Origin of the sequence: Aeromonas encheleia (genome assembly GCF_900637545.1) — a bacterium.
GTDB lineage: Bacteria > Pseudomonadota > Gammaproteobacteria > Enterobacterales > Aeromonadaceae > Aeromonas > Aeromonas encheleia.
The window spans coordinates 2,137,631-2,158,531 of sequence record NZ_LR134376.1 but is presented as its reverse complement, the minus strand read 5'-3'; the positions used below and the strand labels follow the sequence as shown (position 1 = coordinate 2,158,531).

The window sequence follows — 20,901 nt, the reverse complement described above, 5'->3', positions numbered from 1 at the left end:
CTTATCAAGCACTATGCCAGTTGTTGACCGGTGCAACCCGACCAGCGCTGGCATAGTGATCCGCTTCCCAATAGAATCAAGCCAGCACCCATGCTGGAGAGATGCATGTATTCCTATGTAGCAAGGCAGCCCATCCTGGATCGGGAATTGAACACCCATGCCTATGAGCTGCTGTTTCGCGACAGTCTGGATAACGTGTTCCCCCTGATCTCCGCCCGACAGGCCACCGCCAGGCTGGTGGCCGAACAGTTTCTGCAACAGAACATCGATCAACTGCTCGGCGGGCGCCTCTGCTTCATCAATTTTCCCCACTCCCTGCTGCTGGACGGGCTGGCCGAGTGCCTGCCCCAGGACAAGGTGGTCATCGAAATACTGGAAGATGCCACCCCGGACGACGCGCTGCTGGCCAAGGTGCGCCAGTTGCACCAGCTGGGCTATCGACTGGCCCTGGATGATTTCACCCTCTCCCCCGCCTGGGAGCGCTTTCTGCCCTTCATCCACATCATCAAGTTCGACTTGCGGGCCACTTCGCTGGCGAAGATCGAAGGTTTCATCCTGAGTCACCGCCACCTGCCGCTCACCTACCTTGCCGAGAAGGTGGAGGACAAGCTGGAGTTTGAACGGATGAAGAGCCTGGGGGTCGAGCTGTTTCAGGGCTTCTTCTTCAGCCGGCCCGAGATGGTGCAACAGACCACCCTGCAGCCGGATCAGCTGGTGGTGATGCAACTGCTCGAGGTCGCCAATCAGGCGGATCCGGATCTGGACAGGATAGAGCAGCTGCTGAACCAGGATGTCTCCCTCTCCCTCAAGCTGCTGCGCTACGTCAATCACCTCAAGCGCTTCCCCCAGCCCATCGCCTCGTTTCGCCAGGCGGCCAGCTACCTGGGTCACGCCCAGTTGAAACGCTTCGTGGCCCTGGTCGCCGCCACCAGCGCCGGCCATGACAAGAGTGGTGAGCTCTATCAGATGTCGCTCATCCGGGCCCGCTTCTGCGAACTGCTGGCGCAGAGCCACGCCCCGACCCGGCAGGCGCAGCAGGCCTTCATCACCGGCTTGTTCTCCTTGCTGGATGTCTTGCTGGGTCAACCGCTGGATCAGTTGCTCGGCTCCATCCCGCTGACGGCCGAGATCCGCGCCGCCCTGCTGGAGCGCAAGGGCAGCCTGGGTTTCTACCTTGCCTTTTGTGAAGATTATGAGAATGCGAACTGGCCACGGATCGCGGCCAGCACGGTCCGGCTCGAGCTCACTGAGGAGAAGGTCAGCCACCTCTATCTGGCCGCCACCACCTGGGTCAATGAGCAGATCCAGGCCATGGCGGGGACTGACTGAAAGACGAAGCCGCTGCCAACCAAGCAGGTGGCGATCGGCCCCTCGCCGCCCATCAGGCCCCAGAAAAAAGGTCCCTCAAGAGGGACCTTTTTCATTTAGAACAGCATGTTGAACTGAACCGAGGCCAGGAAGGCGTTGCCTTCGTTGTTGCCTTCGAAATAGAACGGCTGACCCGGGTCGTTGTTGTGAACCCCTTCCTTCACCTCACTCGCTTCCCCATTGATATAGGTCATGCCGAAGTCGATGCTCTTGGTCTCATCCAGATGGTAGGTCGCCCCCGCGCTGTACCACCACTTGTCTGCATCCGGCAGACTCATGGTGGCGTGCTCGCTCTGTACGGCCGACTCGTCATAGGCGACGCCGACGCGCGCCTCCCACTGCGGGTTCACATACCAGGTCGCGCCGACCGCGTAGCGCATCGCATCCTGCAGTTGTTCGTTCTTGCTCAGGCAGATGCCGCCCGGCAGGTTGCACTGAGCGCTGGTCGCCTCCAGCTTCTCAAAGGCGCTCCAGTCGGTCCACATCACCGAGTAGTGCAGCGCAAATTGCTGGTTCAGACGGTGATAGCCGGAGAACTCGGCGATGGCGGGCATGGGCACATCGACCTTGGCATCGGCCTGGTAACCGGGCGCCCCCACGGCCCCGGTGTAGTCACCCTCCAGCTCCACGTCGATCTGGGAACGGTAGGTCAGCGCCAGGCGATTGTCCTGGTTGATCTCGAACAGGCCGCCGATGTTCCAGCCCCAGCCGTTGCCAGAGCCATCGAAGTTGGCCAGGGTATTGTGGGAACCATTGGGGTTCGCATTGGGATTGACCCGATCCACATAACCGGTGGCGATGGTGTAGTTGACGCCGGCACCCAGGCTCCACTGCTCGTTGATGCGGTAGGCCACATTCGGGTTCAGGTTGACACTCATCAGCGAGGTCTCCCCCGCCAACAGGCCGGCGGCAGGATTGCTGCCCGCCCCGAAGCTGTCGTCGAAGCGGGTGCCCAGACCATAGTTGGTCATCATGGCGAAACCGACCGCCCACTGCTCGTTGATGGGGTGGATCAGGTAGGCGGCGGGCACCACCGCATTGGGACCGGCGTTGCCATGGCTGGCGGCGGTGCTGGAATCAAACCGGCTGCCCGGCAGATCGGTGACGAAGGCCCCGTCCACGCTGTAGTCCGGATCCACCATGGTGGCGGCCATGGAGACGGCGGTCTTGTCGAACATCATCATGGCGGCCGGGTTGCGGCCCAGCACCGACGCGTTGTCGGCGATGGCACCCTCCCCCGCAAAGGCGCGGCCGAGGCCGGCGGCGGAGTGTTCGTTGATCTGGAAACCGGAGGCGAAGCTGTTGCTGGCCAACAGCGCCAGGGTACTGGCGAGGGCGCGGCTCTTGAATAATGTGGTCATGGGGATTCTCGTGTTGGTACCCACCGCAGGGCGGGCACTCGGGATAGATATCATCGCGCCAGCCTGGGCTGGCGTGGCACGGCCCTGAGTCGGCGGGCAGCCGGCTCGAGATGAGGGCGGCAAAATGCGTCGGCGCATGGTAGGGATCCCTGCCCCCGCCAACAAATCAGACCAGTGACCAAATTGGCCACCAAGCTTAATCGCGGCTGAATGAGCGCAAGATCCTGCCTTTTCCATCCAATAACAGGGCTTTTAGCCGCCATGACGCGACTAAGAATGGCGTGGGTGAGCCGGGCAGAGATAAGGGGGGATTGATATGCACTGAATCGCCGATTCGGGATGCGCGAGTCAGATAGGCTGGCCGCCGTCGCGGCCAGCATGACAAGCACTATAAGAGTGTTGCCACCTCAAGAACCGAGGTGGCCAGGCGCCTATGTGATTGGCTGGCTCAGCCCAGCTCGACGGCCAGGGCGGTCGCCTCCCCACCACCGATGCACAGGCTAGCCACCCCACGCCGCAAGCCTCGCAGACGCAGGGCATGGATCAGGGTCACCAGGATGCGGGCACCGCTGGCGCCGAGGGGATGACCAAGGGCGCAGGCCCCCCCGTTCACGTTCAGCTTGTGGTGGGGGATGTTGCAGCCCGACATGGCCAGCATGCTGACCATGGCGAAGGCCTCGTTCACCTCGAACAGGTCCACCTCCTCCACCCGCCAGCCGACGCGTGCCAGCAGCTTGTCGATGGCCCCGACGGGAGCGCTGGTGAACTCGGCCGGCAGGGCGGCATGGCTCTGATAGCCCACTATCCTCGCCAACACCGGCAGCCCCAGCCGGGCGGCGGTCTCGGCCCGCATCAGCACCAGCGCCGCCGCACCGTCCGAGATCGAGCTGGCGTTGGCCGCAGTAATGGTGCCTTGCTTGCCGAAGGCGGGTTTCAAGGTGGGTATCTTGTCGGGTCTGGCCTTGGCGGGCTGTTCGTCCTCAGCCAGCAGCAGTTGATCATGCACCATCACCGGGGTCAGCTCGGCCTCGAACGCACCGTTGCGTTGCGCCGCCAGGGCCCGCTCCAGGGAGGCGATGGCGAAGGCATCCATGTCGGCCCGGGTCAGTCCGGCCCGATCGGCACTCGCCTGCGCATAATGCCCCATCAGGTGCCCCTCGTAGGCATCCTGCAGCCCGTCGAGGAACATGTGATCCAGCACGCTCTGATGGCCCATGCGAAAACCGCCGCGCGCCTTGTCGAGCAGGTAGGGCGCCCGCGTCATGCTCTCCATGCCGCCGGCCACCACCACCTCGGCCTCGCCGAGCCGCAGGCTGTCGGCTGCCAGCATCACCGCCTTCATGCCGGAGCCGCACACCTTGTTGATGGTGGTACAGGGCACGCTGTCTGGCAGCCCGGCCTTGAGCGCCGCCTGGCGGGCAGGGGCCTGCCCCAGCCCGGCACTGAGCACGTTGCCCATGTAGACCTCATCCACCTGCCCTCCCCCGAGCCCGGCCGCCGCCAGGGCCGCGGCGATGGCGCAGGCCCCCAGCTCGGGGGCACTCTGGCTGCTCAAGGCGCCCTGGAAGGCGCCCATGGGGGTCCGCTTGGCCGCCACTATCACAATATCCATCGGTCACGCTCTCCTTGTTACATAGGGATAACATATGCTGATGCCGGAGCGGGAACAAGACTTGCGGGGAAGTTGACGTTTGGGTAAGGTGCCAGCCTGCATTGACAACCAAGATGGCAGCCAAGACAGCCGTATGACCATATCCAAGGATGACACCCGGACCTACAGCATCAGCGAGCTGGCCCGTGAATTTGATGTGACGACCCGCAGTATCCGCTTCTATGAAGATCAGGGTCTGCTGAATCCGACCCGCCAGGGCCAGACCCGGATCTACAGCAGACAGGATAGGGTGCGCCTCAAGCTGACCCTGCGCGGCAAGCGCCTGGGGTTCAGTCTGGCGGACATTCGCGAGCTGTTCGATCTCTATGACGCAGACAAGAGCAGCCGCACCCAGCTGCAGACCATGCTGGGCCTGGTGACCGACAAGCGGGAGACGCTGGAGCAGCAGCTGGAGGACATCAAGATGGTGCTGCTGGAGCTCGAGGCCGCCGAGCAGCGCTGTCAGCAAGCCCTGGCGCAGTTGCAGTAGCGAGAGACGCTCGGTCGGTGCCGGTTTGTTAGGTGCCGGCGAGCAGGCCGTTCGCCTCGTCGCGAATAAAAGAAGAGGGAGGCATAGGCCTCCCTCTTCTTTTTGGTGTGCCTGCCATAGAGGCAGGCGGCAGTTCAGCTCAGGCTCACTTGTTCCAGCGATCCGGATCGTAATCCGGGCTGTAACGGTCGACGATGATGGCGCAGGCCGCATCCCCGGTGATGTTGAGCGCGGTGCGGATCATGTCGAACAGGCGATCCAGTGCAAACAGCAGCGGCAGCCCCTCGATGGGGATCCCGGCCGCCAGCAGCACGGCCACCACCAGGAAGCTCGGCCCCGGCACGCCGGCCTGGCCGATGGCCCCCAGGGTCGCGGTCAGTATGATGGCCACCCAGGCGCCCATGGTCAGATCGATCTGATAGACCTGGGCGAAGAAGATGGCGACCAGGCCGTAATAGATGGCGTTGCCACTCATGTTGATGGTGGCGCCGAGCGGCAGCACGAAGGAGGCGGTGGCGTTGGTGACCTTCAGCTCCTGCTCGCAGGTCTCCATGTTGACCGGCAGGGTCGCCATGGAAGAGGCGGTGGAGAAGGCGACGATCTGCGGCTTCTTCATCGCCGAGAAGTATTTGCGCACCGGCGTGTTGGAGAAGATCACGATCAGCAGCGGGTAGACCACGAAGCCGAAGATCAGGATGGCGCCCACATAGACCAGGAACAGCTTGAGCACCAGGGTCAGCACATCGAAGCCGTAGGTGCCGATGGCATCGGCCATCAACCCGAATACCCCTATAGGAGCGATCAGCATCACCTTGTTGATCATCCAGACGAAGGCGTCGACCAGGGTGTTGAGCCCGTCCACCAGCGGCTTGGCCCGTTCGCGGGGCTGCTTGGCCAGCGCGATGCCGAGGAACATGCAGAACACCAGGATCTGCAGGATGTTCGCCTCGTTCAGGGACTGGAACACGTTGGTCGGGATCATGCCGAGCAGGGTGGCCACGGCGTCCGGCAGGGCTCCCTTGTCGGCGTAGTCACCGGTAAACATCTCCGCCATGGTGCCGAATTCGACCCCGACCCCGGGCTTGAAGACCTGGCCCATCACCAGAGCCAGCAACACCGCCAGCGCCGAGGTGCCGAGGAAGAAGGCGAGCGTGGTGATGCCGATCTTGCCCGCGGCCGGGCTGGCCCCCAGATTGGCGGCCCCCGACAAGATGGCCACCGCCACCAGCGGGATCACCAGCATCTTGATCAGCTGGATGAAGAGGGTACCGAGCGGTGCGAAGACGGTGGCCTGTTCACCCATGAACGCCCCGACCAGTGCCCCCAGTACCATGGCGACCACGACCTGGAAGCCAATGTTCTTAATGAGTCCTTTTGTTAACACAGAATGTTCCTTTAATTAGCAATTATTCACACTTTCCCAGTGCAATCGACCACTTGGGGCCATAAAGCCTCGCCATTACGCTGGCGGCGCGCTTTATCTCATATTTATTCTCCGTTTAACATCGTGATTCCTGAACGTAGCGAACATTTGCATAGTGACCACAAAGTGAAGACTCATAAGAAGCAATCGTTTTTTTCCCTGTTTCACCATGACAACCGCCAAAAAAGTGTGCTACGTTGGCTTGGCAAACGTGCATACAGGGAAGAAAAGATGCTGAAAGTTAACGAGTATTTCGATGGAAATGTTAAATCCATCGGTTTCGAGCAGAAAGGCGAGAAAGCCACCGTCGGTGTGATGGATGCGGGTGACTACCTGTTCAACACCGCCGCCCCCGAACGGATGACGGTGATCAAGGGTGCCCTGACCATCCAGCTGGCCGATGAAGATGAGTGGCACAGCTATGGCCAGGGCCAATCCTTCGACGTGGCCGGCCACTCCTCCTTCAAGCTGGTCGTGAAGACCCCGACCGCCTATCTGTGCGAGTTCCTCGACTGATAGCGGCGCAATGCGGGCCACGAGGCGCCAACCCGCTCCCCGTGGCTCCTTTAGCCCAGCCTGTAGTGCCCCATTTCCACACCGCCATCACAAGCCGTCGCTTCCCCCCTTTCCATCGACTACAAAAAATTTACAATGTTTAGACGAAATCCATAATCGGAGTACGTCATGATCAGTGTCTTCGACCTGTTTTCCATCGGGATCGGCCCCTCCTCCTCCCACACAGTGGGACCGATGCGGGCCTCCTGTGCCTTCGTCAATGCACTCAAGCAGGCAGGGCACCTCTCCCGCACCGAGCGGGTCGTGGTCGAGTGCTATGGCTCCCTCGGCCAGACCGGCAAGGGTCATGGCACCGGCAAGGCCATCATCCTGGGGCTGGCCGGGTTTGAGCCGGAATTGGTGGATATCGAGGCCATCCCCGCCTTTCTGGGCCAGGTAGAGCACAGCCAGACGCTGCGCCTGGCAGGGGAGCAGCCGAGCCATTTCCCCCGGGTCGGCGCCATCATCTTCAACCGGCGCAAGACCCTGCCCGCCCACTCCAACGGCATGACACTGCGCGCCTTCGCAGCCGATGAGCTGCTGTTCGAGCAGACCTACTACTCCATCGGTGGCGGCTTCATCATCGAGGAGAGCCACTTCGCCAACGCCAAGGAGGAGGCGGCCAGGTTCGACGCCGCCCACCCCGTCCCCTACCCGTTCGAGAGCGGTGCCCAGCTGCTGGCCCACTGCCAGGAGAGCGGCCTCTCCATCTCCGGCCTGATGCTGGCCAACGAGAAGGTGTTTCGCAGCGAGCAGGAGATAAAGGCGGGCCTGCGCAAGATCTGGCAGGCGATGCAGGGCTGTGTCGAGCGCGGCTGTCGCAGCGAGGGGATACTGCCGGGCGGCCTCAAGGTGAAGCGCCGCGCCCCTGGCCTCTATCGCCAGCTCAACGGCGAGACCAACTTCAACAAGGATCCCCTGATGGTGATGGAGTGGGTGGATCTGTTTGCGCTGGCCGTCAACGAAGAGAACGCCGCTGGTGGCCGGGTGGTGACGGCACCCACCAACGGCGCCGCCGGCATCATCCCGGCGGTGCTGCATTACTACGATCGCTTCGTGCGCAAGGTGGATGACGAGCTGTTGCTGCACTACTTCCTCACCGCCGCCGCCATCGGCATCCTATATAAGAAGAACGCCTCCCTGTCGGGGGCCGAGGTGGGTTGCCAGGGCGAAGTGGGTGTCGCCTGCTCCATGGCGGCCGGGGCCCTGGCCGAGCTGCTCGGCGGCAGCCCGGGGGTGGTCGAGAACGCCGCCGAGATCGGCATGGAGCACAACCTGGGGTTGACCTGCGATCCCATCGGCGGCCTGGTGCAGGTGCCCTGCATCGAGCGCAACGCCATGGGGGCGGTCAAGGCGATCAACGCCGCCCGGCTGGCCCTGCGCGGCACCGGCGAACACAAGGTGTCGCTGGACAAGGTGATCAAGACCATGTGGGAAACCGGCAACGACATGAAGACCAAGTACAAGGAGACGGCGCGCGGCGGCCTGGCTGTTAACATTACAGAATGTTAAAAAATGCCAATTGACTCCACTTCGTCCCACTATACCCGGCCTGGCCGGGTATTTTTTCGCGAAACGTTTGCCAAGCACTTAACAAAATGGATAACCATCAAAATTAATTTTATACTCGCGCCAGAGATTCAACAAAAATAGATCTGTTTCAACTTTTTTTAGGTATTGAACCGTTACACTGCGGTTATCTGGTTCATTGGCCTTTGTGACGACAGACCCGTCCCATGGATCACCCCCTTTCTGCGAGCGGGCATGGCGCCCCCTTCTACCCTGAGGTAATTGTTACATGATCAGCGTTTTTGATATCTTCAAAATCGGTGTTGGCCCCTCCTCTTCCCACACTGTCGGCCCGATGAAAGCAGCCAAGCAGTTCGTGGATGATCTGCGTGCTGGCGGCAAGATCCGTGACATCACCCGGATCCAGGTCGACGTCTATGGTTCCCTCTCCTGGACCGGTAAAGGTCACCATACCGATACCGCTATCATCATGGGTCTGGCCGGCAACCTGCCGGAAAATGTCGACATCGACGGCATCCCCGAATTCATCTCCCGTGTCGAGCAGACCGGCCGCCTGCCGATCGGCCTGCATTGCCACACCGTCAGCTTCCCGCAGGGTGCCATGGTGTTCCATGACGAGGCCCTGCCGCTGCACGAAAACGGCATGAAGCTGACCGCCTTCATCGAAGATGAGGCTGTCTACAGCAAGACCTATTACTCCATCGGTGGCGGTTTCATCGTCGACGAAGAGAACTTCGGCAAGGCCGACAGCGGCGACATGTCGGTGAGCTACCCGTTCAAGAGTGCGGCCGAGCTGCTCGCCCACTGCAGCCAGACCGGTTTCTCCATCTCCGCCCTGATGCTGGAAAACGAGAAGTGCTTCAACACCCCGGAAGAGATCTACAAGAAGCTGGGCAAGATCTGGACCACCATGCGGGAAGGGATCGAGCGCGGCTGCCGCACCGAAGGGATCCTGGCCGGCCCGCTGCGCGTCCCCCGTCGGGCCGCCCCGCTCTACCGTCAGCTGACCACCAACGAGCATCTCTCCAACGATCCCATGAGCATCGTCGACTGGGTCAACATGTTTGCCCTGGCGGTGAGTGAAGAGAACGCCGCCGGTGGCCGCGTGGTCACCGCGCCGACCAACGGCGCCGCCGGTATCATCCCGGCCGTGCTGGCCTACTACGACAAGTTCATCCAGCCGGTCGGCCGCGACGAATACACCCGCTTCTACCTGGCCTCCGCCGCCGTGGGCATGCTCTACAAGATGAACGCCTCCATCTCCGGCGCCGAAGTGGGCTGCCAGGGTGAAGTGGGTGTCTCCTGCTCCATGGCCGCCGCCGGCCTGACCGAACTGATGGGTGGCAGCCCGGAGCAGGTGTGTGAAGCCGCCGAGATCGGCATGGAGCACAACCTGGGTCTGACCTGTGATCCGGTCGCCGGTCAGGTGCAGGTGCCCTGCATCGAGCGCAACGCCATCGCCGCCATGAAGGCGGTCAACTCCTCCCGCATGGCGCTGCGTCGCACCTCCAAGCCGCGCGTGTCACTGGACAAGGTGATCGAGACCATGTACATCACCGGCAAGGACATGGACTCCAAGTACCGTGAGACCTCCCGCGGTGGCCTGGCCATCAAGGTGATGCAGGTTGCCTGCGAATAAATCGCAAATCTGAGATGCAAAAAAGGCGGGAAATCCCGCCTTTTTTATTGCCTGTTATTCAGGCCCTGCTGATCAAACTGCCACCACCGATATTGCGCGGCCAGCCTCGGCTATTTCGGCCAAGGCGACACAGACCCGGCCCATTATTCCACGATGCGATCGGCCAGGGTCCCAACCGCCACCACGAAATAGTGGGAGCGATTCCAGTGACGCAGCACCCGATAATTGTCGTAGGCGAGATAGCTGCGCCCCTGGACATCGTCCGGCCGGACGAGGGAGGCCTGCATCCGGACCCGCGGCAGGGGCGAGCCATCGAGCTGGCGCACCCCGAGCGCCTGCCAGGCCGACAACGGCTTGCGCCGCTCCAGCCCGAGCAGGGCGGGGTCCAGCGCCGCCGGCACCCTGACTCGCCGCCCCCAGGTCTCATCCTCGCGCCAGCCGTTCTGATGCAGATAATTGGCAGCCGAACCAAACACATCCGCGAGATTGCCCCACAGATCCTTCCTGCCGTCCCCATCCTGATCGACCGCGTACTTGAGGAAGGACGAAGGCATGAACTGCACCTGCCCCATGGCCCCCGCCCAGGAGCCCTTGAAGTCAGCCGGGCTCACATGCCCCTGCTCTATGATGCGCAGGGCATCGAACAACTGGGCCTTGAAGAAGGCCTCCCGCCGCCCTTCCCAGGCCAGGGTCGTCAGCGACGATATCAGCGGGAAGTGTCCGGTCAATTTGCCGAAATTGGTTTCTATGCCCCACAAGGCGACAATAAAACGGGGTTGAACCCCATATTCATGGCCTATTTTGGTGAGCAACGGCAAATGCCGGCGATATAAGGCTCTCGCCTGATTGACTTTCCATTGGGGAACGGCGCGGGGAATATAAGTATCCAGCGTCAGTTTAAATTCCGGCTGGTTCTGATCGTGTTTGATGGCCGGCTCGATGATCCGGATATCGGCAAAGGCGGCGTCCAGGGTGGCGGCCGGGATCCCGGCCGCGAGCGCTTCCTGTCGCAGCCCGGCCACATACTGCGCAAAGTCGGGTCTGGCCTGCAGCGGCGCGCTTAATAGCGCCCCAAGCAATAACAGCGCCAACCGACCCTGCATCAGGCAGAGGCCTTTAATTGCGCCTTGTGCTGCTCCAGCAAATTCTCCGGCGGTGGGGGGACCTGCAGATAGAAGCCCTGCCGTTGCAGCGCCTCCATCACGCGCTCGGTCGAGGCGATCCCCAAGGGCTTGGCCGGGTCCAGCTTGGTCATCAAGACCAGCTCGGGACGACCGAAGGTACTCATCAGTGCCTCTGGCACACGGGAGAAATCCTCTCTTCTTTCAATAAAAAGATAGGTCTCGGCTTTTTTGCGACTTTTATAGACTGCACACAACATGGAAATTGATATAATCCGACGGGTTTATTGCCTCTGATGGTGGCAAACTATAACATCAGGAATTGAATAACAATAACGTATTACCGTCTCGGTTCGGGGAAGATTCATGGTTGAGCGCGATAACGAATTGAAAGGGACTACCTTCACTATTTCTGTGTTGCATCTCAGCGATGGCAATCCGGCGCGGATCCGTCAATTGTTGGCGGCCAAGGTCGCGCTGGCCCCCCAGTTTTTTAATTGCGCCCCCCTCGTCATCAATGTGGAGCGACTGGCTGCGATCCCGGACTTCGAGCAACTCAGGGAGTTGGTCGAGTCGGAAGACTTCGTGCTGGTCGGCATCACGGGGGCGCGCGATGAGGCGATGAAGACGGCGGCCAAGGCGGCGGGGCTGGCGGTCATGGTGTCGGGCAAGAGCCGCAAGGTGGAGCCCGAGCCACAACCCGTGCCAGTCCCACCCGCTGTCGAGACCCCGGCCACAGAGCCGGCCCCCCTGGTGCCGAGCAAGGTCCACGTCGGGCCGGTGCGCTCCGGCCAGCAGATCTATGCTGCCGGCACCTCGCTGGTGGTGCTGGGCTCGGTCAGTCCGGGCGCCGAAGTCATCGCCGACGACAGCATCCATATCTATGGTGCCCTGCGTGGCCGGGCCATCGCCGGGGCCAAGGGCAACACCCGTGCCCGTATTTATTGCCAACAATTGCAGGCCGAGCTGCTCTCCATCGCTGGCACCTTCCAGCTGAGCGATGCTCTGCCGGCAGGCCTGATACAAGAGCCGGTCCATATCCGGCTGGACAACGAACAACTCCGTATAGACCGTATCAAATAGAGTTACAAGGAAGCGAGAATGGCGCGAATCATAGTCGTTACATCGGGCAAAGGTGGCGTTGGCAAGACCACAACCAGCGCGGCCCTGAGCACCGGTTTGGCTCAGCGTGGCCACAAGACAGTGGTCATCGATTTTGACATTGGCCTTAGAAATCTGGATCTCATCATGGGCTGCGAGCGGCGCGTGGTGTATGACTTCGTCAATGTGATCAATGGTGAAGCCAATCTCAACCAGGCGCTCATCAAAGACAAACGCTGCGAAAATCTGTTCATCCTGCCCGCCTCCCAGACCCGGGACAAGGACGCGCTGACCCGCGAAGGGGTCGAGAAGATCCTGGATCAGCTGGCGGAGATGAAGTTCGACTACATCGTCTGCGACTCCCCGGCCGGCATAGAGTCGGGCGCGCTGATGGCGCTCTACTTCGCCGACGAGGCCATCGTCACCACCAACCCGGAAGTCTCTTCCGTGCGTGACTCGGATCGCATCCTCGGCATCCTGGCCTCCAAGTCCCGCCGTGCCGAGCGCGGTGAAGACCCGATCAAGGAGCACCTGCTGCTGACCCGCTACTGCCCGACCCGCGTCAACCGCGGCGACATGCTGAGCGTGCAGGATGTGCAGGATATCCTGGCCATCAAACTGCTCGGGGTGATCCCGGAGTCCCAGGCGGTGCTGCGCGCCTCCAACTCGGGGGAGCCGGTCATTCTGGACAAAGAGTCCGATGCCGGTCAGGCCTATGAAGATGCCGTCTCGCGTTTGCTGGGCGACACCAAGGATTTTCGTTTTCTGGAAGAAGAAAAGAAGGGCTTCTTTAGCCGACTGTTCGGGAGTTAAACATGTCATTATTGGATTATTTTCGTTCCAACAAGAAACAAAACACCGCACAACTGGCCAAAGAGCGGTTGCAGATCATAGTCGCGCACGAGCGTTCATCCAGAGGGGGGCCGGATTACCTGCCCCAGCTCAAGCAGGACCTCCTCGACGTGATCCGCAAATATGTGCAGATCGATCCGGACAAGATCACCGTCCAGCTCGATAAGAAGAGTGACGAGCTGTCGGTACTGGAGCTCAACATCACCTTCGCCGATGACAAAAAGGGATGAGCTGACGCCCCATGCGTGACCCCTTCCCTCAATGAAGACCGGATCCTGTAGCAGGATCCGGTTTTTTATTGCCCTCAAGAGTCCCGGCGTGACGCTGCATCTCGCCAAGGGCGCAGAGGCCAGCTAGAATACCGCGCGCCACCGTTCGCTCACGACGGGGCTTCTTATTTTTATTATCTGGAACAGATGACATATGTCTTTGAACGACGAAATGCACAGCGTCGAGGAACTGCTCGATACCGCCCTCGAACTCTTCATGGAGCTGGCCTCCGACAACCTGCCGGAGCAGGAGATCGCCCGCTTCAACCAGGAATTCAACAGCCGCGGCCTGCTGGCCGAGAGCGATCCGGCCGATGACTGGGAAGCGGACGTGGGCTTTGCCGTGAGCGATGCCGAGTACGCCGAGATCTGGATCGGGCTTGGCAACGACGAGCAAGAGTATGAGCACCTGTTCGCCCGCATGCTGCTCTCCCGCCGCGTCGACGAGAAGTTCTGCCACATCGAATGGCTGCCCCAATAATTCCCGACCCCGATGATCCTGGCCACTATGCCTGGGAGTCGGAGCCTGACCCCGTGCGGCCGGCGCTGATGCGCCGCCTGCTGAGCTGGCTCGGCAGGCTGCTGCTGGGAGCCCTGCTGTTCTCCATCGTCTCGGTGGCACTGCTGCGCTTCATCGATCCCCCCATGTGGACCTGGCGCATCGAGCGGGCCCTGTTCCCGCCCGCCAAGGTGGCCGAGGTCAGACACGACTGGGTGCCACTCGAGCGGATCTCGAAGGAGCTGCAGCTGGCGGTGATCGCCGCCGAGGATCAGCGCTTCGCCGAGCACAACGGTTTCGACATGAATGCCATCAGCTCGGCGCTCAAGCACAACCAGCGCAGCGAGCGGGTGCGTGGCGCCAGCACCCTGAGCCAGCAGACGGCGAAGAATCTCTTCATGTGGAGCGATCGCAGCTTCCTGCGCAAGGGGATAGAGGCCTGGTTTACCCTGCTGATGGAGCTGGGCTGGGACAAGTCCCGCATCCTCGAGATGTACCTGAACATAGTGGAGTTCGGGCCCGGCATCTATGGTGCCGAGGCCGCCGCCCAACACTACTTTGGCAAGCCGGCCGCACGCCTGACCCGCTACGAGGCCTCCCTGCTGGCGGCCGCCCTGCCCAACCCCTGGCGCTACAGAGTCAAGCCCCCCTCCCCCTATGTCCAGCAGCGCTCGGCCTGGATCCGTCGACAGATGGGGCAACTCGGCCAGGTCACCCTGAACAAGGTGCACGAGGCCGGCTAGGGTTTGTCTGCACGCTCGGCCGCCGGCCCCAGGTGGCCGCCGATCGTCTCCCGATGCAGCGGCAGATAGTGCCACCACCAGGTCTCTCGCCGCCGCTTGATCTGCCGCCTGTGCTGTCGTCGTTTCATGCTGCCCACGCCTCGTCCTGCCACCGGATGAAGACAGGTCTGTTAACCTTATGCCCTGACGCCCCCCTTGGGTAGGGCCGACTCGTTGCAGCCCCACTCTGGCCGCCCTGCACAATAATTGCTACAGTGGCGAACCTGGATGTATCTGGAGTGATTTCATGGAACAGCGTACCCCGGATCAGCTGGTCGAATGGGCCTATGATCAGTTTCTCGAGCAGGCCGCAGACATGCTGGCCCCCGAACAAATCGTCGACATCACCCTCGAGTTCGAGCAGCGTGGCGCCGTCGAGGCGACCCTGCCCAATGCCGACTGGTCGGCCGAACTCGGCGTGCCGGTCGACATGGAGCGCTGGGCCGAGGTGTGGGTCGGCTTGCTGGATCATCAGGAGGAGTTTGAGGTGATCTACGCCACCTTCCTGTTACCCCGCAGTCAGACCGAGCACGAGGTGTATGTTCGCTGGCACCGTCAGCAGCAGGCATAAGAAAGGCTATGTCCCAATTACGTGTTGCATGGGGCGCCCCAGCGCCTCATGCAAGCAATGTGGAACATCCACTTCCTGCCCATAACGTTCCAGCATCCTACGCCAGCCCAGATAATTCCTCAGATAGTGGGTCGCTACCCCATGGAACAGTTCCATCCACTCCTTCAACCGCCGGTGGTAACCATTCACATGCTGGATGTGATACGCCCCCACCACTCGCCCTCCCGCACGGTTGTGCACCACTTGGTGGGTCATGCCCTGCGACTTGCTGAAACTGGCATACACCCCAGCACCATCGCTGCAGAGCACCGCATCCGGCGCGACTAGCGGCTGCAGCACCGTCCTGACGGTCCTGGCATCCAGCCGCTCCAGCTGGAAGTCGGCCAGATGGCCAGCTCTGTCCTGCACCACCATCACTGGGATGTAATCCGGCCCTGTGCCACGAGTGCGGCCTTTGCCACCACGGCGGCGGGCCGGACGGGGTAATCCACGTTGCCCCTTGAACGATTCCAGGAAGAAGGTTTCATCGACCTCGACGATACCCTCTTCCCGTACCGCCTGATGGGTTGCCATGGCTTTCAGGAAACGGTGACGCCACAAGAAGGCGGTGTTTTTGCAGACCCCGCAGCGGAGGGCGGCTTGTCGGACGGTAAGCCCGTCGATGAGTGCCTGGGCGTAGTCCTCCCAGCATTGGGCCTTGCGCAGTCTGGTCATGGGCGTCTTGGTCAGGACGGAACTGGTGCGCTGACACTGCTTGCAGCGATAACGGCGCAGTCCTCGGCTCCAACCCCAGGGGGCCAATTGCGCGGCCTCGGCCTGACAGTGGGGGCAACATCGGCAAGCAGGGAGTTGAGCGGCAAGCGAGGTGATGAGATGGGGGATTGTGAGTTCCTGCTCTGCGAGACGGCGCTGGCGCAAAGTGAGCTGTGGGAAGAGAGACAGCAGGTGTTGAAAGGCTTGGGTATCCATGACGACGGCCCTCAGGGTGATGACCTACTTCAAGGTTAGCCTTTCAACATGTAATTGGGACAGCGCCATAAGAAAGGCGCCATATAGGCGCCTTTCTCGTTTCTGATGTTAGACATCCCCGTTCATGGCCGCGCGGTGATCGCCTTGGCCAGACAGCGGCGGCACCAGCAGGCGCTCGCCTCGCTCATGGGCAAGGCGGGCAACTGGCTGCACCAGCACGCCGAGATGCTCTCGCCGGCTGACACGGCGCAGAAGGCCGGTTCACCGCAGCCCGGACAGCGATGGGTGCTGCGGGTGCCATCCAGCTCGGCCATGCGCGCCAGCTGGGCGTCGCCGTCCATGGCTGACCAGTGGCCGATCTCGGTCAGGGTGCGGCCGCAACCGAGGCAGAGCCCGTCCTTGGCCTGGCAGTGGCCGATGCAGGGACTCGGCACTTATTCGCCGTCCGGCGCCGATGTGGTCTCTGCCGCGACTAGCGTAATGCAGTTGTCTTCGATAACGATCTTGCCCTGCTTGTAGAGGCCGCCGATGGCCTTCTTGAAGGTGCCCTTGCTCATGTTGAACATCTTGTAGATGAGCTCGGGTTCGCTCTTGTCCCCCACCGCCAGGCTGCCACCCTGCTTCTGCAGACGGGTGAGGATACGGCCACCGGCATCATCCATCCGATCCAGCCCCGGCTTTTGCAGGGTCAGGTCCAGCTTGCCATCCTCACGCACCTGTTTGACCCAGGCCGTCAGCGGCCGGCCCGTCATCAGCCGGCCGAACACCTCATTCTTGAACAGCATGCCGGAATACTGGCCGTTGACGATCGCCTTGATGCCGAGGGGGGTATGCTCGCCCGGCAGGGCGGTCACCTCGTCACCGGCCTTGAAGGGAGGCAGATCGGTGCTGAGGAAGCGCTCGAGGCGGCTGGTGCCCACCATGCGCCCCTCGTTGTCCAGCATCAGGTGCACCAGATAGACGTGACCCACCTGCATCGGCTTGTTCTGCTCGCGGCTTGGCACGAACAGATCCTTCTTCATGCCCCAGTCGAGGAAGGCACCGATCTTGTTGGCGTTGACCACCTTGAGGCCGACGATGTCGCCCACCATGGCAAACGGCTTGTCGGTGGTGATCACCGGCTCGCAATCGGCGTCCAGATAGAGGAACACGGACACCTCGCCCTCCTCGGCAACGCCCTCCGGCAACTGGCGCTTGGGCAGCAGCAGTTCGCCATATTCGCCCGCGGCGAGCCAGGCGCCACGATCTTCGAGTTCAACGACGGTGAGGGTGTTCATCTTGCCAATCTGTAACATGGTGATCTCTTCTTTCAATATCCGGATGGGCCCGCATTTCGTGCCCGTAAATAGATGCGCATTGCCCCTGTCATCCCGTGGACGATGACAGCCAGCTTCATTTCTCATGCAGGCGCGCATGTTACCTCAGAGCCGTGACAGGACCTAGCCCCTTGCCCGATCCCGCGCACGTTTTTCGCGTCAAACCGGCCCCCGGTTGGCGATATTATCGGCATTCGGCTGCCGATTTGCTGCATTTGACCCCATTTTTGGGTAGACTGCGCCGCCGTTAAATCCAGAGGAAGCGTCGATGAATCCAGCCACTCGAACCCGTCATCTCAATCAATGGATCCAGCACCACAGCGGACAGGACATGAGCTACCCGGCCCTGCACGGCTTTCTCTGTGCCCGTCTGGCGGGGCCGCAGGCCCCCGACTGGCAGGCACCGCTGACCGGTCTGTTGTCCCATGAAGTCGAGCTGGATGAGGAGAGTGCGGCGGCGCTACGGCACCTCATCGGCGAGCTGGAGGCCCAGGCCGACGCCGCCCAGCTCGCGCTGCCAAGCCAATGCCGCCTCTCCAATGAGACGCCGGAGCAGGTGTTCGCGCAGAGCCACCCCCTCGGCCAGTGGAGTTACGGCTTCAGCCAGGGCGTCACCCGCTGGCCCCCCCCTCAGGATCTGAACGATCCCGTCACCCAGCAGCGTTTCAGCCTCGCCGCCGAGCTCTGCCTGTTTCGTGACAGGCCCATGGCCCGGATGCTGCATCAGGCCGCGGCCAGCGAGCTGCCTTTCATGGCGTTTTGCAAGCGCCAGCGCCAGCAGATGAAGACGGCCCTCAACCGGTTGCTGCAGTTGGATGAAGATGAGGCGACACCACCCGCCCAGGAAGCGCTCAACACCGAGCAGAGTCAGCAATGGCAGCAGTGGTTCGAGTTGGCCGATGCCTGCCGCGACCCCCAGGATCGCCTCGGCTGGTTTGACAAGGTGATTGACGATGCCGCCCCGCTGCTCGATGAGGCCTTCTGGCAGCAGCATGAGGGCCATGGCTGGGGCGCAGCGGAGGCGCGTCCCCTGCTGGCGGCCAGGGCCGGTCGGGCCGACTGCCTGCTGCGACTGGGGCAGCTGGCGCAAGCAAGGGAGCAGTACCTGGCCCTGCTGCGCCTGTGCCAGGCCGATGAGCCGGGCTGTCGTCATCCCCTCTCCAGCCTCTATGCCAGGCTGGGGGATTGGGCCGCCCTGCGCGCCCTGCTGCTGCGCTTCGATGAGGCCTCCAGCTGGCTGCTCTACAACCGGGCGCTGATGGTGTTTGTCTGCGAGGGAAGCGAGGCGGCCCGTCCCCATCTGGTCGCCGCCCTCGCGGCCAACCCCCATGTGCCGGCCTGTCTGCTGGGTCAGCGCAAGCTGCCAAGGCAGGAGCCCAGCCACTGGCAGGCGGGCAGTCGCGATGAGGCGGCGCTCTATACGCTGCAGAGTCGCGAGGCCTGGCTCGACCACAATGCCTTGATCTGGTTACGTAAACACGCCGTCACCAAGGCAAACTAAGCCTCGAACAGACCCGGGTGAAACAGAACACGTGCGCGACCGCACATTTCTCTGGTACTTGTTCAGACAAATGTCCTTGTGTTACGTATCATCAAGGTCAAAGTATCAAGAGAAACTGCACCCGATGCAGCCGTCACAGCAGGATGTCATATGTCAAAGATCATAGAGCTGCTCGCACACTACCCCCCTTATCAGCTGGTGCATGCCGCTGAGATGGTGCGCGACACCTTTGAACAGTTTTACCAACAACGTTACCAGCTGACGGTGCCCCAATGGCGCCTGATGATGGTGCTCGGTCCCAACTACCCCATCAGCCAGAAGGAGCTGGTGGAGGCGAGCGGGATGGACAAGGTGCGGATCTCCCGCGAGATCCACCGCCTGGTGGAGAAAGGGATACTGTTCACCGAGAGCAGCCCCCAGGACAAGCGGATCAGTCTGGTCTCCTTCACCCCGGCGGGGCTCACGCTGTTCCAGCAGCTCAAGACCGAAGCGGGCAGCTGGCAACACACCCTCACCGACTATCTGCCGAGCGAGGCGCGCCAGACCATTCGACTGCATCTGCAGAGTGTCAGCGATGCCATCGAACAACTGCACCTGCTGGACAATGAGCAACAGCCATGAATCTGAACAACTTCACCACCATGGACGTCAACATGCTGCTGAGCTTGGTCAACATGCAGCTGCGTGATCGTTACGATGATCTTGACGATCTCTGCAAGGCGCAGGATCTCGATCAGGCGGCGCTGATCGCCCGCCTCGCCAGCGCCGATTTTCACTATCGGCCGGATCAGAAGCAGTTCAGATAGGGATCCGGATCACAAGCTGTCGCAGGGGGCTGGCTCTGGCGGCAAAAGCTGCTAAGGTGAGAGCAACCCCGCATCGACCAAAACCTGAGGTACGGATACATCAGGTTGTCATACAGGGGGACTAGCCTTACCTGAGACCTCATAGCCAAGGACGACACTATGATCCTGACCCGACAGACCAGCCTGATCATCCTCAGCGCCATCTTCATGATCAGCCTCTTCTCCCCTCATCTGCCCGAGAGTGCCGAGCAGTGGCTCAGCTGCCTGTTGCTGGGCTCACTGGTGGCGGTGTGCCTGATGGTCGGCAGCGGCTGTCGCCGCTTCATCTGGGATTGAGCCCTCTACATTCTTCTTCTTCGCCTTCCAGAAACAACAACGCAGCCATCAGGCTGCGTTGTTGTTTAGCGGCATCCGGTGTGTGACACACCGAAGAGTCTTATCAGATCGCCAGAGTTTCCAGCTGCTCTTTCGCCTGCTCCAGGCCCTTGGCCTGAGCGTCCGGGCCCATGCCCATGCCTTCGGCGTAGATGAAGTCTACCTCGTTGATGCCGATGAAGCCGAGCACGGTGCGCATGTAAGGGGTCACCAGATCGGTGGCGCTGCCGACGTGCATGCCGCCACGGGGGCTGATCACCAGGGCGCGGGTGTTTTCCACCAGGCCGACCGGGCCGGTCTCGGTGTAGCGGAAGGTCACGCCGGCACGGGCCACCAGGTCAATCCAGTTCTTCAGTTGGGTCGGGATGTTGAAGTTGTACATGGGGGCGGCAATCACCACCAGATCGCTCGCCTTCAACTCGGCAACCAGCTCATCGGACTGTGCCAGCACGGCCAGCTGACGCTCGCTCAGGTTCTCACCACCACGCAGACCCAGGGCCAGCTCGCCATCCAGCACCGGCAGATTGAGGGTGGCCAGGTCACGTACGGTGACGCTGTCATCCTGGTGATCGGCAAGGAAGCCGTCGATCAGGGCGTTGGACTGAGAGTATTGACCCAGGATGCTGGACTTGAGTACGAGGATATTGGCCATGGTAACGCTCCATTTGGTTGTCAGTTGGACAGTACGACTGTCGATGGAGGTCACTATAAACATTGAGCTA

The 20,901-nt window shown here is 61.6% G+C and carries 25 protein-coding genes; 15 read left to right on the top strand and 10 right to left on the bottom strand.

Annotated elements, in window-relative coordinates; all coding sequences use genetic code 11:
- The first annotated feature begins 105 nt into the window (after window positions 1–105).
- Window positions 106–1,329 carry an EAL and HDOD domain-containing protein gene (locus EL255_RS10050; protein ID WP_042654845.1) on the top strand — a complete coding sequence of 408 codons (1,224 nt, stop codon included), beginning with the start codon at window positions 106–108 and terminating at the stop codon, window positions 1,327–1,329.
- A gap of 95 nt (window positions 1,330–1,424) precedes the next feature.
- On the opposite strand, the gene EL255_RS10045 is transcribed toward EL255_RS10050, so the two are convergent.
- A complete protein-coding gene (locus tag EL255_RS10045; protein ID WP_042654846.1) occupies window positions 1,425–2,729 on the bottom strand; it encodes an outer membrane protein transport protein in 1,305 nt (434 codons plus the stop codon).
- A gap of 448 nt (window positions 2,730–3,177) precedes the next feature.
- Window positions 3,178–4,341: a thiolase family protein gene (locus EL255_RS10040; protein ID WP_042654847.1), complete on the bottom strand. Its 1,164-nt coding sequence runs from the start codon at window positions 4,339–4,341 to the stop codon at window positions 3,178–3,180.
- Window positions 4,342–4,474: 133 nt separating this feature from the next.
- Here EL255_RS10040 and EL255_RS10035 point away from each other — a divergent pair, with 133 nt between their 5' ends.
- A complete protein-coding gene (locus tag EL255_RS10035) occupies window positions 4,475–4,870 on the top strand; it encodes a MerR family transcriptional regulator (RefSeq protein WP_042654866.1) in 396 nt (131 codons plus the stop codon).
- A 145-nt stretch (window positions 4,871–5,015) separates the two neighbouring features.
- Here the strand turns inward: EL255_RS10035 and EL255_RS10030 are convergent, their stop codons facing one another.
- On the bottom strand, window positions 5,016–6,254 hold the full coding sequence (locus tag EL255_RS10030; protein ID WP_084228415.1) for a dicarboxylate/amino acid:cation symporter: 1,239 nt from the start codon (window positions 6,252–6,254) through the stop codon (window positions 5,016–5,018).
- Window positions 6,255–6,524: 270 nt separating this feature from the next.
- On the opposite strand from EL255_RS10030, the gene ppnP reads away from it, so the two are divergent.
- The 3 genes from ppnP (at window position 6,525) to EL255_RS10010 (ending at window position 10,017) form a co-directional block, all read left to right on the top strand.
- Entirely contained in the window at window positions 6,525–6,809 is a 285-nt protein-coding gene (ppnP, locus tag EL255_RS10025) for a pyrimidine/purine nucleoside phosphorylase (RefSeq protein WP_042654848.1), read from the top strand.
- A gap of 168 nt (window positions 6,810–6,977) precedes the next feature.
- A complete protein-coding gene (locus EL255_RS10020) occupies window positions 6,978–8,360 on the top strand; it encodes an L-serine ammonia-lyase (RefSeq protein ID WP_042654849.1) in 1,383 nt (460 codons plus the stop codon).
- A 286-nt stretch (window positions 8,361–8,646) separates the two neighbouring features.
- Window positions 8,647–10,017 carry an L-serine ammonia-lyase gene (locus EL255_RS10010; protein WP_042654850.1) on the top strand — a complete coding sequence of 457 codons (1,371 nt, stop codon included), beginning with the start codon at window positions 8,647–8,649 and terminating at the stop codon, window positions 10,015–10,017.
- Window positions 10,018–10,160: 143 nt separating this feature from the next.
- Here the strand turns inward: EL255_RS10010 and EL255_RS10005 are convergent, their stop codons facing one another.
- Window positions 10,161–11,120, bottom strand: coding sequence for a lytic murein transglycosylase (locus tag EL255_RS10005; protein WP_042654851.1), 960 nt, complete (start codon window positions 11,118–11,120; stop codon window positions 10,161–10,163).
- Window positions 11,120–11,398, bottom strand: coding sequence for a YcgL domain-containing protein (locus tag EL255_RS10000; protein WP_042654852.1), 279 nt, complete (start codon window positions 11,396–11,398; stop codon window positions 11,120–11,122). The genes EL255_RS10005 and EL255_RS10000 overlap by 1 nt, the downstream gene beginning before the upstream one ends.
- 106 nt (window positions 11,399–11,504) lie before the next feature.
- On the opposite strand from EL255_RS10000, the gene minC reads away from it, so the two are divergent.
- The 5 genes from minC (at window position 11,505) to mtgA (ending at window position 14,602) form a co-directional block, all read left to right on the top strand.
- Window positions 11,505–12,221 carry a septum site-determining protein MinC gene (minC, locus tag EL255_RS09995; RefSeq protein WP_042654853.1) on the top strand — a complete coding sequence of 239 codons (717 nt, stop codon included), beginning with the start codon at window positions 11,505–11,507 and terminating at the stop codon, window positions 12,219–12,221.
- Window positions 12,222–12,239: 18 nt separating this feature from the next.
- Window positions 12,240–13,052: a septum site-determining protein MinD gene (gene minD, locus EL255_RS09990; protein ID WP_042654854.1), complete on the top strand. Its 813-nt coding sequence runs from the start codon at window positions 12,240–12,242 to the stop codon at window positions 13,050–13,052.
- Window positions 13,053–13,054: 2 nt separating this feature from the next.
- Window positions 13,055–13,321 (top strand): cell division topological specificity factor MinE, encoded by a 267-nt coding sequence (gene minE, locus EL255_RS09985; protein ID WP_005311265.1) that lies wholly within the window; start codon window positions 13,055–13,057, stop codon window positions 13,319–13,321.
- 193 nt (window positions 13,322–13,514) lie between these two features.
- Entirely contained in the window at window positions 13,515–13,841 is a 327-nt protein-coding gene (locus tag EL255_RS09980; RefSeq protein ID WP_042654855.1) for an HI1450 family dsDNA-mimic protein, read from the top strand.
- 53 nt (window positions 13,842–13,894) lie between these two features.
- The gene (gene mtgA, locus EL255_RS09975; RefSeq protein WP_126623490.1) at window positions 13,895–14,602 is read left to right on the top strand and encodes a monofunctional biosynthetic peptidoglycan transglycosylase; all 708 of its coding nucleotides are present in this window, start codon (window positions 13,895–13,897) and stop codon (window positions 14,600–14,602) included.
- Here mtgA and EL255_RS21685 read toward each other — a convergent pair.
- On the bottom strand, window positions 14,599–14,730 hold the full coding sequence (locus EL255_RS21685; protein WP_256351777.1) for a hypothetical protein: 132 nt from the start codon (window positions 14,728–14,730) through the stop codon (window positions 14,599–14,601). The two genes, mtgA and EL255_RS21685, sit on opposite strands and share 4 nt — an antisense overlap.
- 158 nt (window positions 14,731–14,888) lie before the next feature.
- Between EL255_RS21685 and EL255_RS09970 the strand changes: the two genes are divergently transcribed.
- Window positions 14,889–15,212, top strand: coding sequence for an HI1450 family dsDNA-mimic protein (locus EL255_RS09970; protein ID WP_042654857.1), 324 nt, complete (start codon window positions 14,889–14,891; stop codon window positions 15,210–15,212).
- A gap of 6 nt (window positions 15,213–15,218) precedes the next feature.
- Here the strand turns inward: EL255_RS09970 and EL255_RS09965 are convergent, their stop codons facing one another.
- From EL255_RS09965 to EL255_RS09955, 3 genes are all read right to left on the bottom strand, one after another.
- Window positions 15,219–16,181: an IS1595 family transposase gene (locus EL255_RS09965; RefSeq protein WP_126623316.1), complete on the bottom strand. Its 963-nt coding sequence runs from the start codon at window positions 16,179–16,181 to the stop codon at window positions 15,219–15,221.
- A 122-nt stretch (window positions 16,182–16,303) separates the two neighbouring features.
- Window positions 16,304–16,615, bottom strand: a complete 312-nt coding sequence (locus EL255_RS09960; RefSeq protein WP_042653743.1) for a DUF1289 domain-containing protein — start codon at window positions 16,613–16,615, stop codon at window positions 16,304–16,306.
- The gene (locus EL255_RS09955; RefSeq protein ID WP_042653742.1) at window positions 16,616–17,494 is read right to left on the bottom strand and encodes a CvfB family protein; all 879 of its coding nucleotides are present in this window, start codon (window positions 17,492–17,494) and stop codon (window positions 16,616–16,618) included.
- A gap of 271 nt (window positions 17,495–17,765) precedes the next feature.
- On the opposite strand from EL255_RS09955, the gene EL255_RS09950 reads away from it, so the two are divergent.
- From EL255_RS09950 to EL255_RS09935, 4 genes are all read left to right on the top strand, one after another.
- A complete protein-coding gene (locus EL255_RS09950; protein WP_042653741.1) occupies window positions 17,766–18,998 on the top strand; it encodes a UPF0149 family protein in 1,233 nt (410 codons plus the stop codon).
- Between the two features lie 150 nt (window positions 18,999–19,148).
- A complete protein-coding gene (locus EL255_RS09945) occupies window positions 19,149–19,619 on the top strand; it encodes a MarR family winged helix-turn-helix transcriptional regulator (RefSeq protein ID WP_042653740.1) in 471 nt (156 codons plus the stop codon).
- Window positions 19,616–19,804 (top strand): DUF4250 domain-containing protein, encoded by a 189-nt coding sequence (locus tag EL255_RS09940; RefSeq protein ID WP_042653739.1) that lies wholly within the window; start codon window positions 19,616–19,618, stop codon window positions 19,802–19,804. The genes EL255_RS09945 and EL255_RS09940 overlap by 4 nt, the downstream gene beginning before the upstream one ends.
- A 159-nt stretch (window positions 19,805–19,963) precedes the next feature.
- Complete coding sequence (locus EL255_RS09935; RefSeq protein ID WP_126623314.1) at window positions 19,964–20,140, top strand: hypothetical protein; 177 nt, start codon at window positions 19,964–19,966, stop codon at window positions 20,138–20,140.
- 103 nt (window positions 20,141–20,243) lie between these two features.
- Here the strand turns inward: EL255_RS09935 and EL255_RS09930 are convergent, their stop codons facing one another.
- The gene (locus EL255_RS09930; RefSeq protein WP_042653738.1) at window positions 20,244–20,831 is read right to left on the bottom strand and encodes an FMN-dependent NADH-azoreductase; all 588 of its coding nucleotides are present in this window, start codon (window positions 20,829–20,831) and stop codon (window positions 20,244–20,246) included.
- Window positions 20,832–20,901 lie beyond the last annotated feature (70 nt).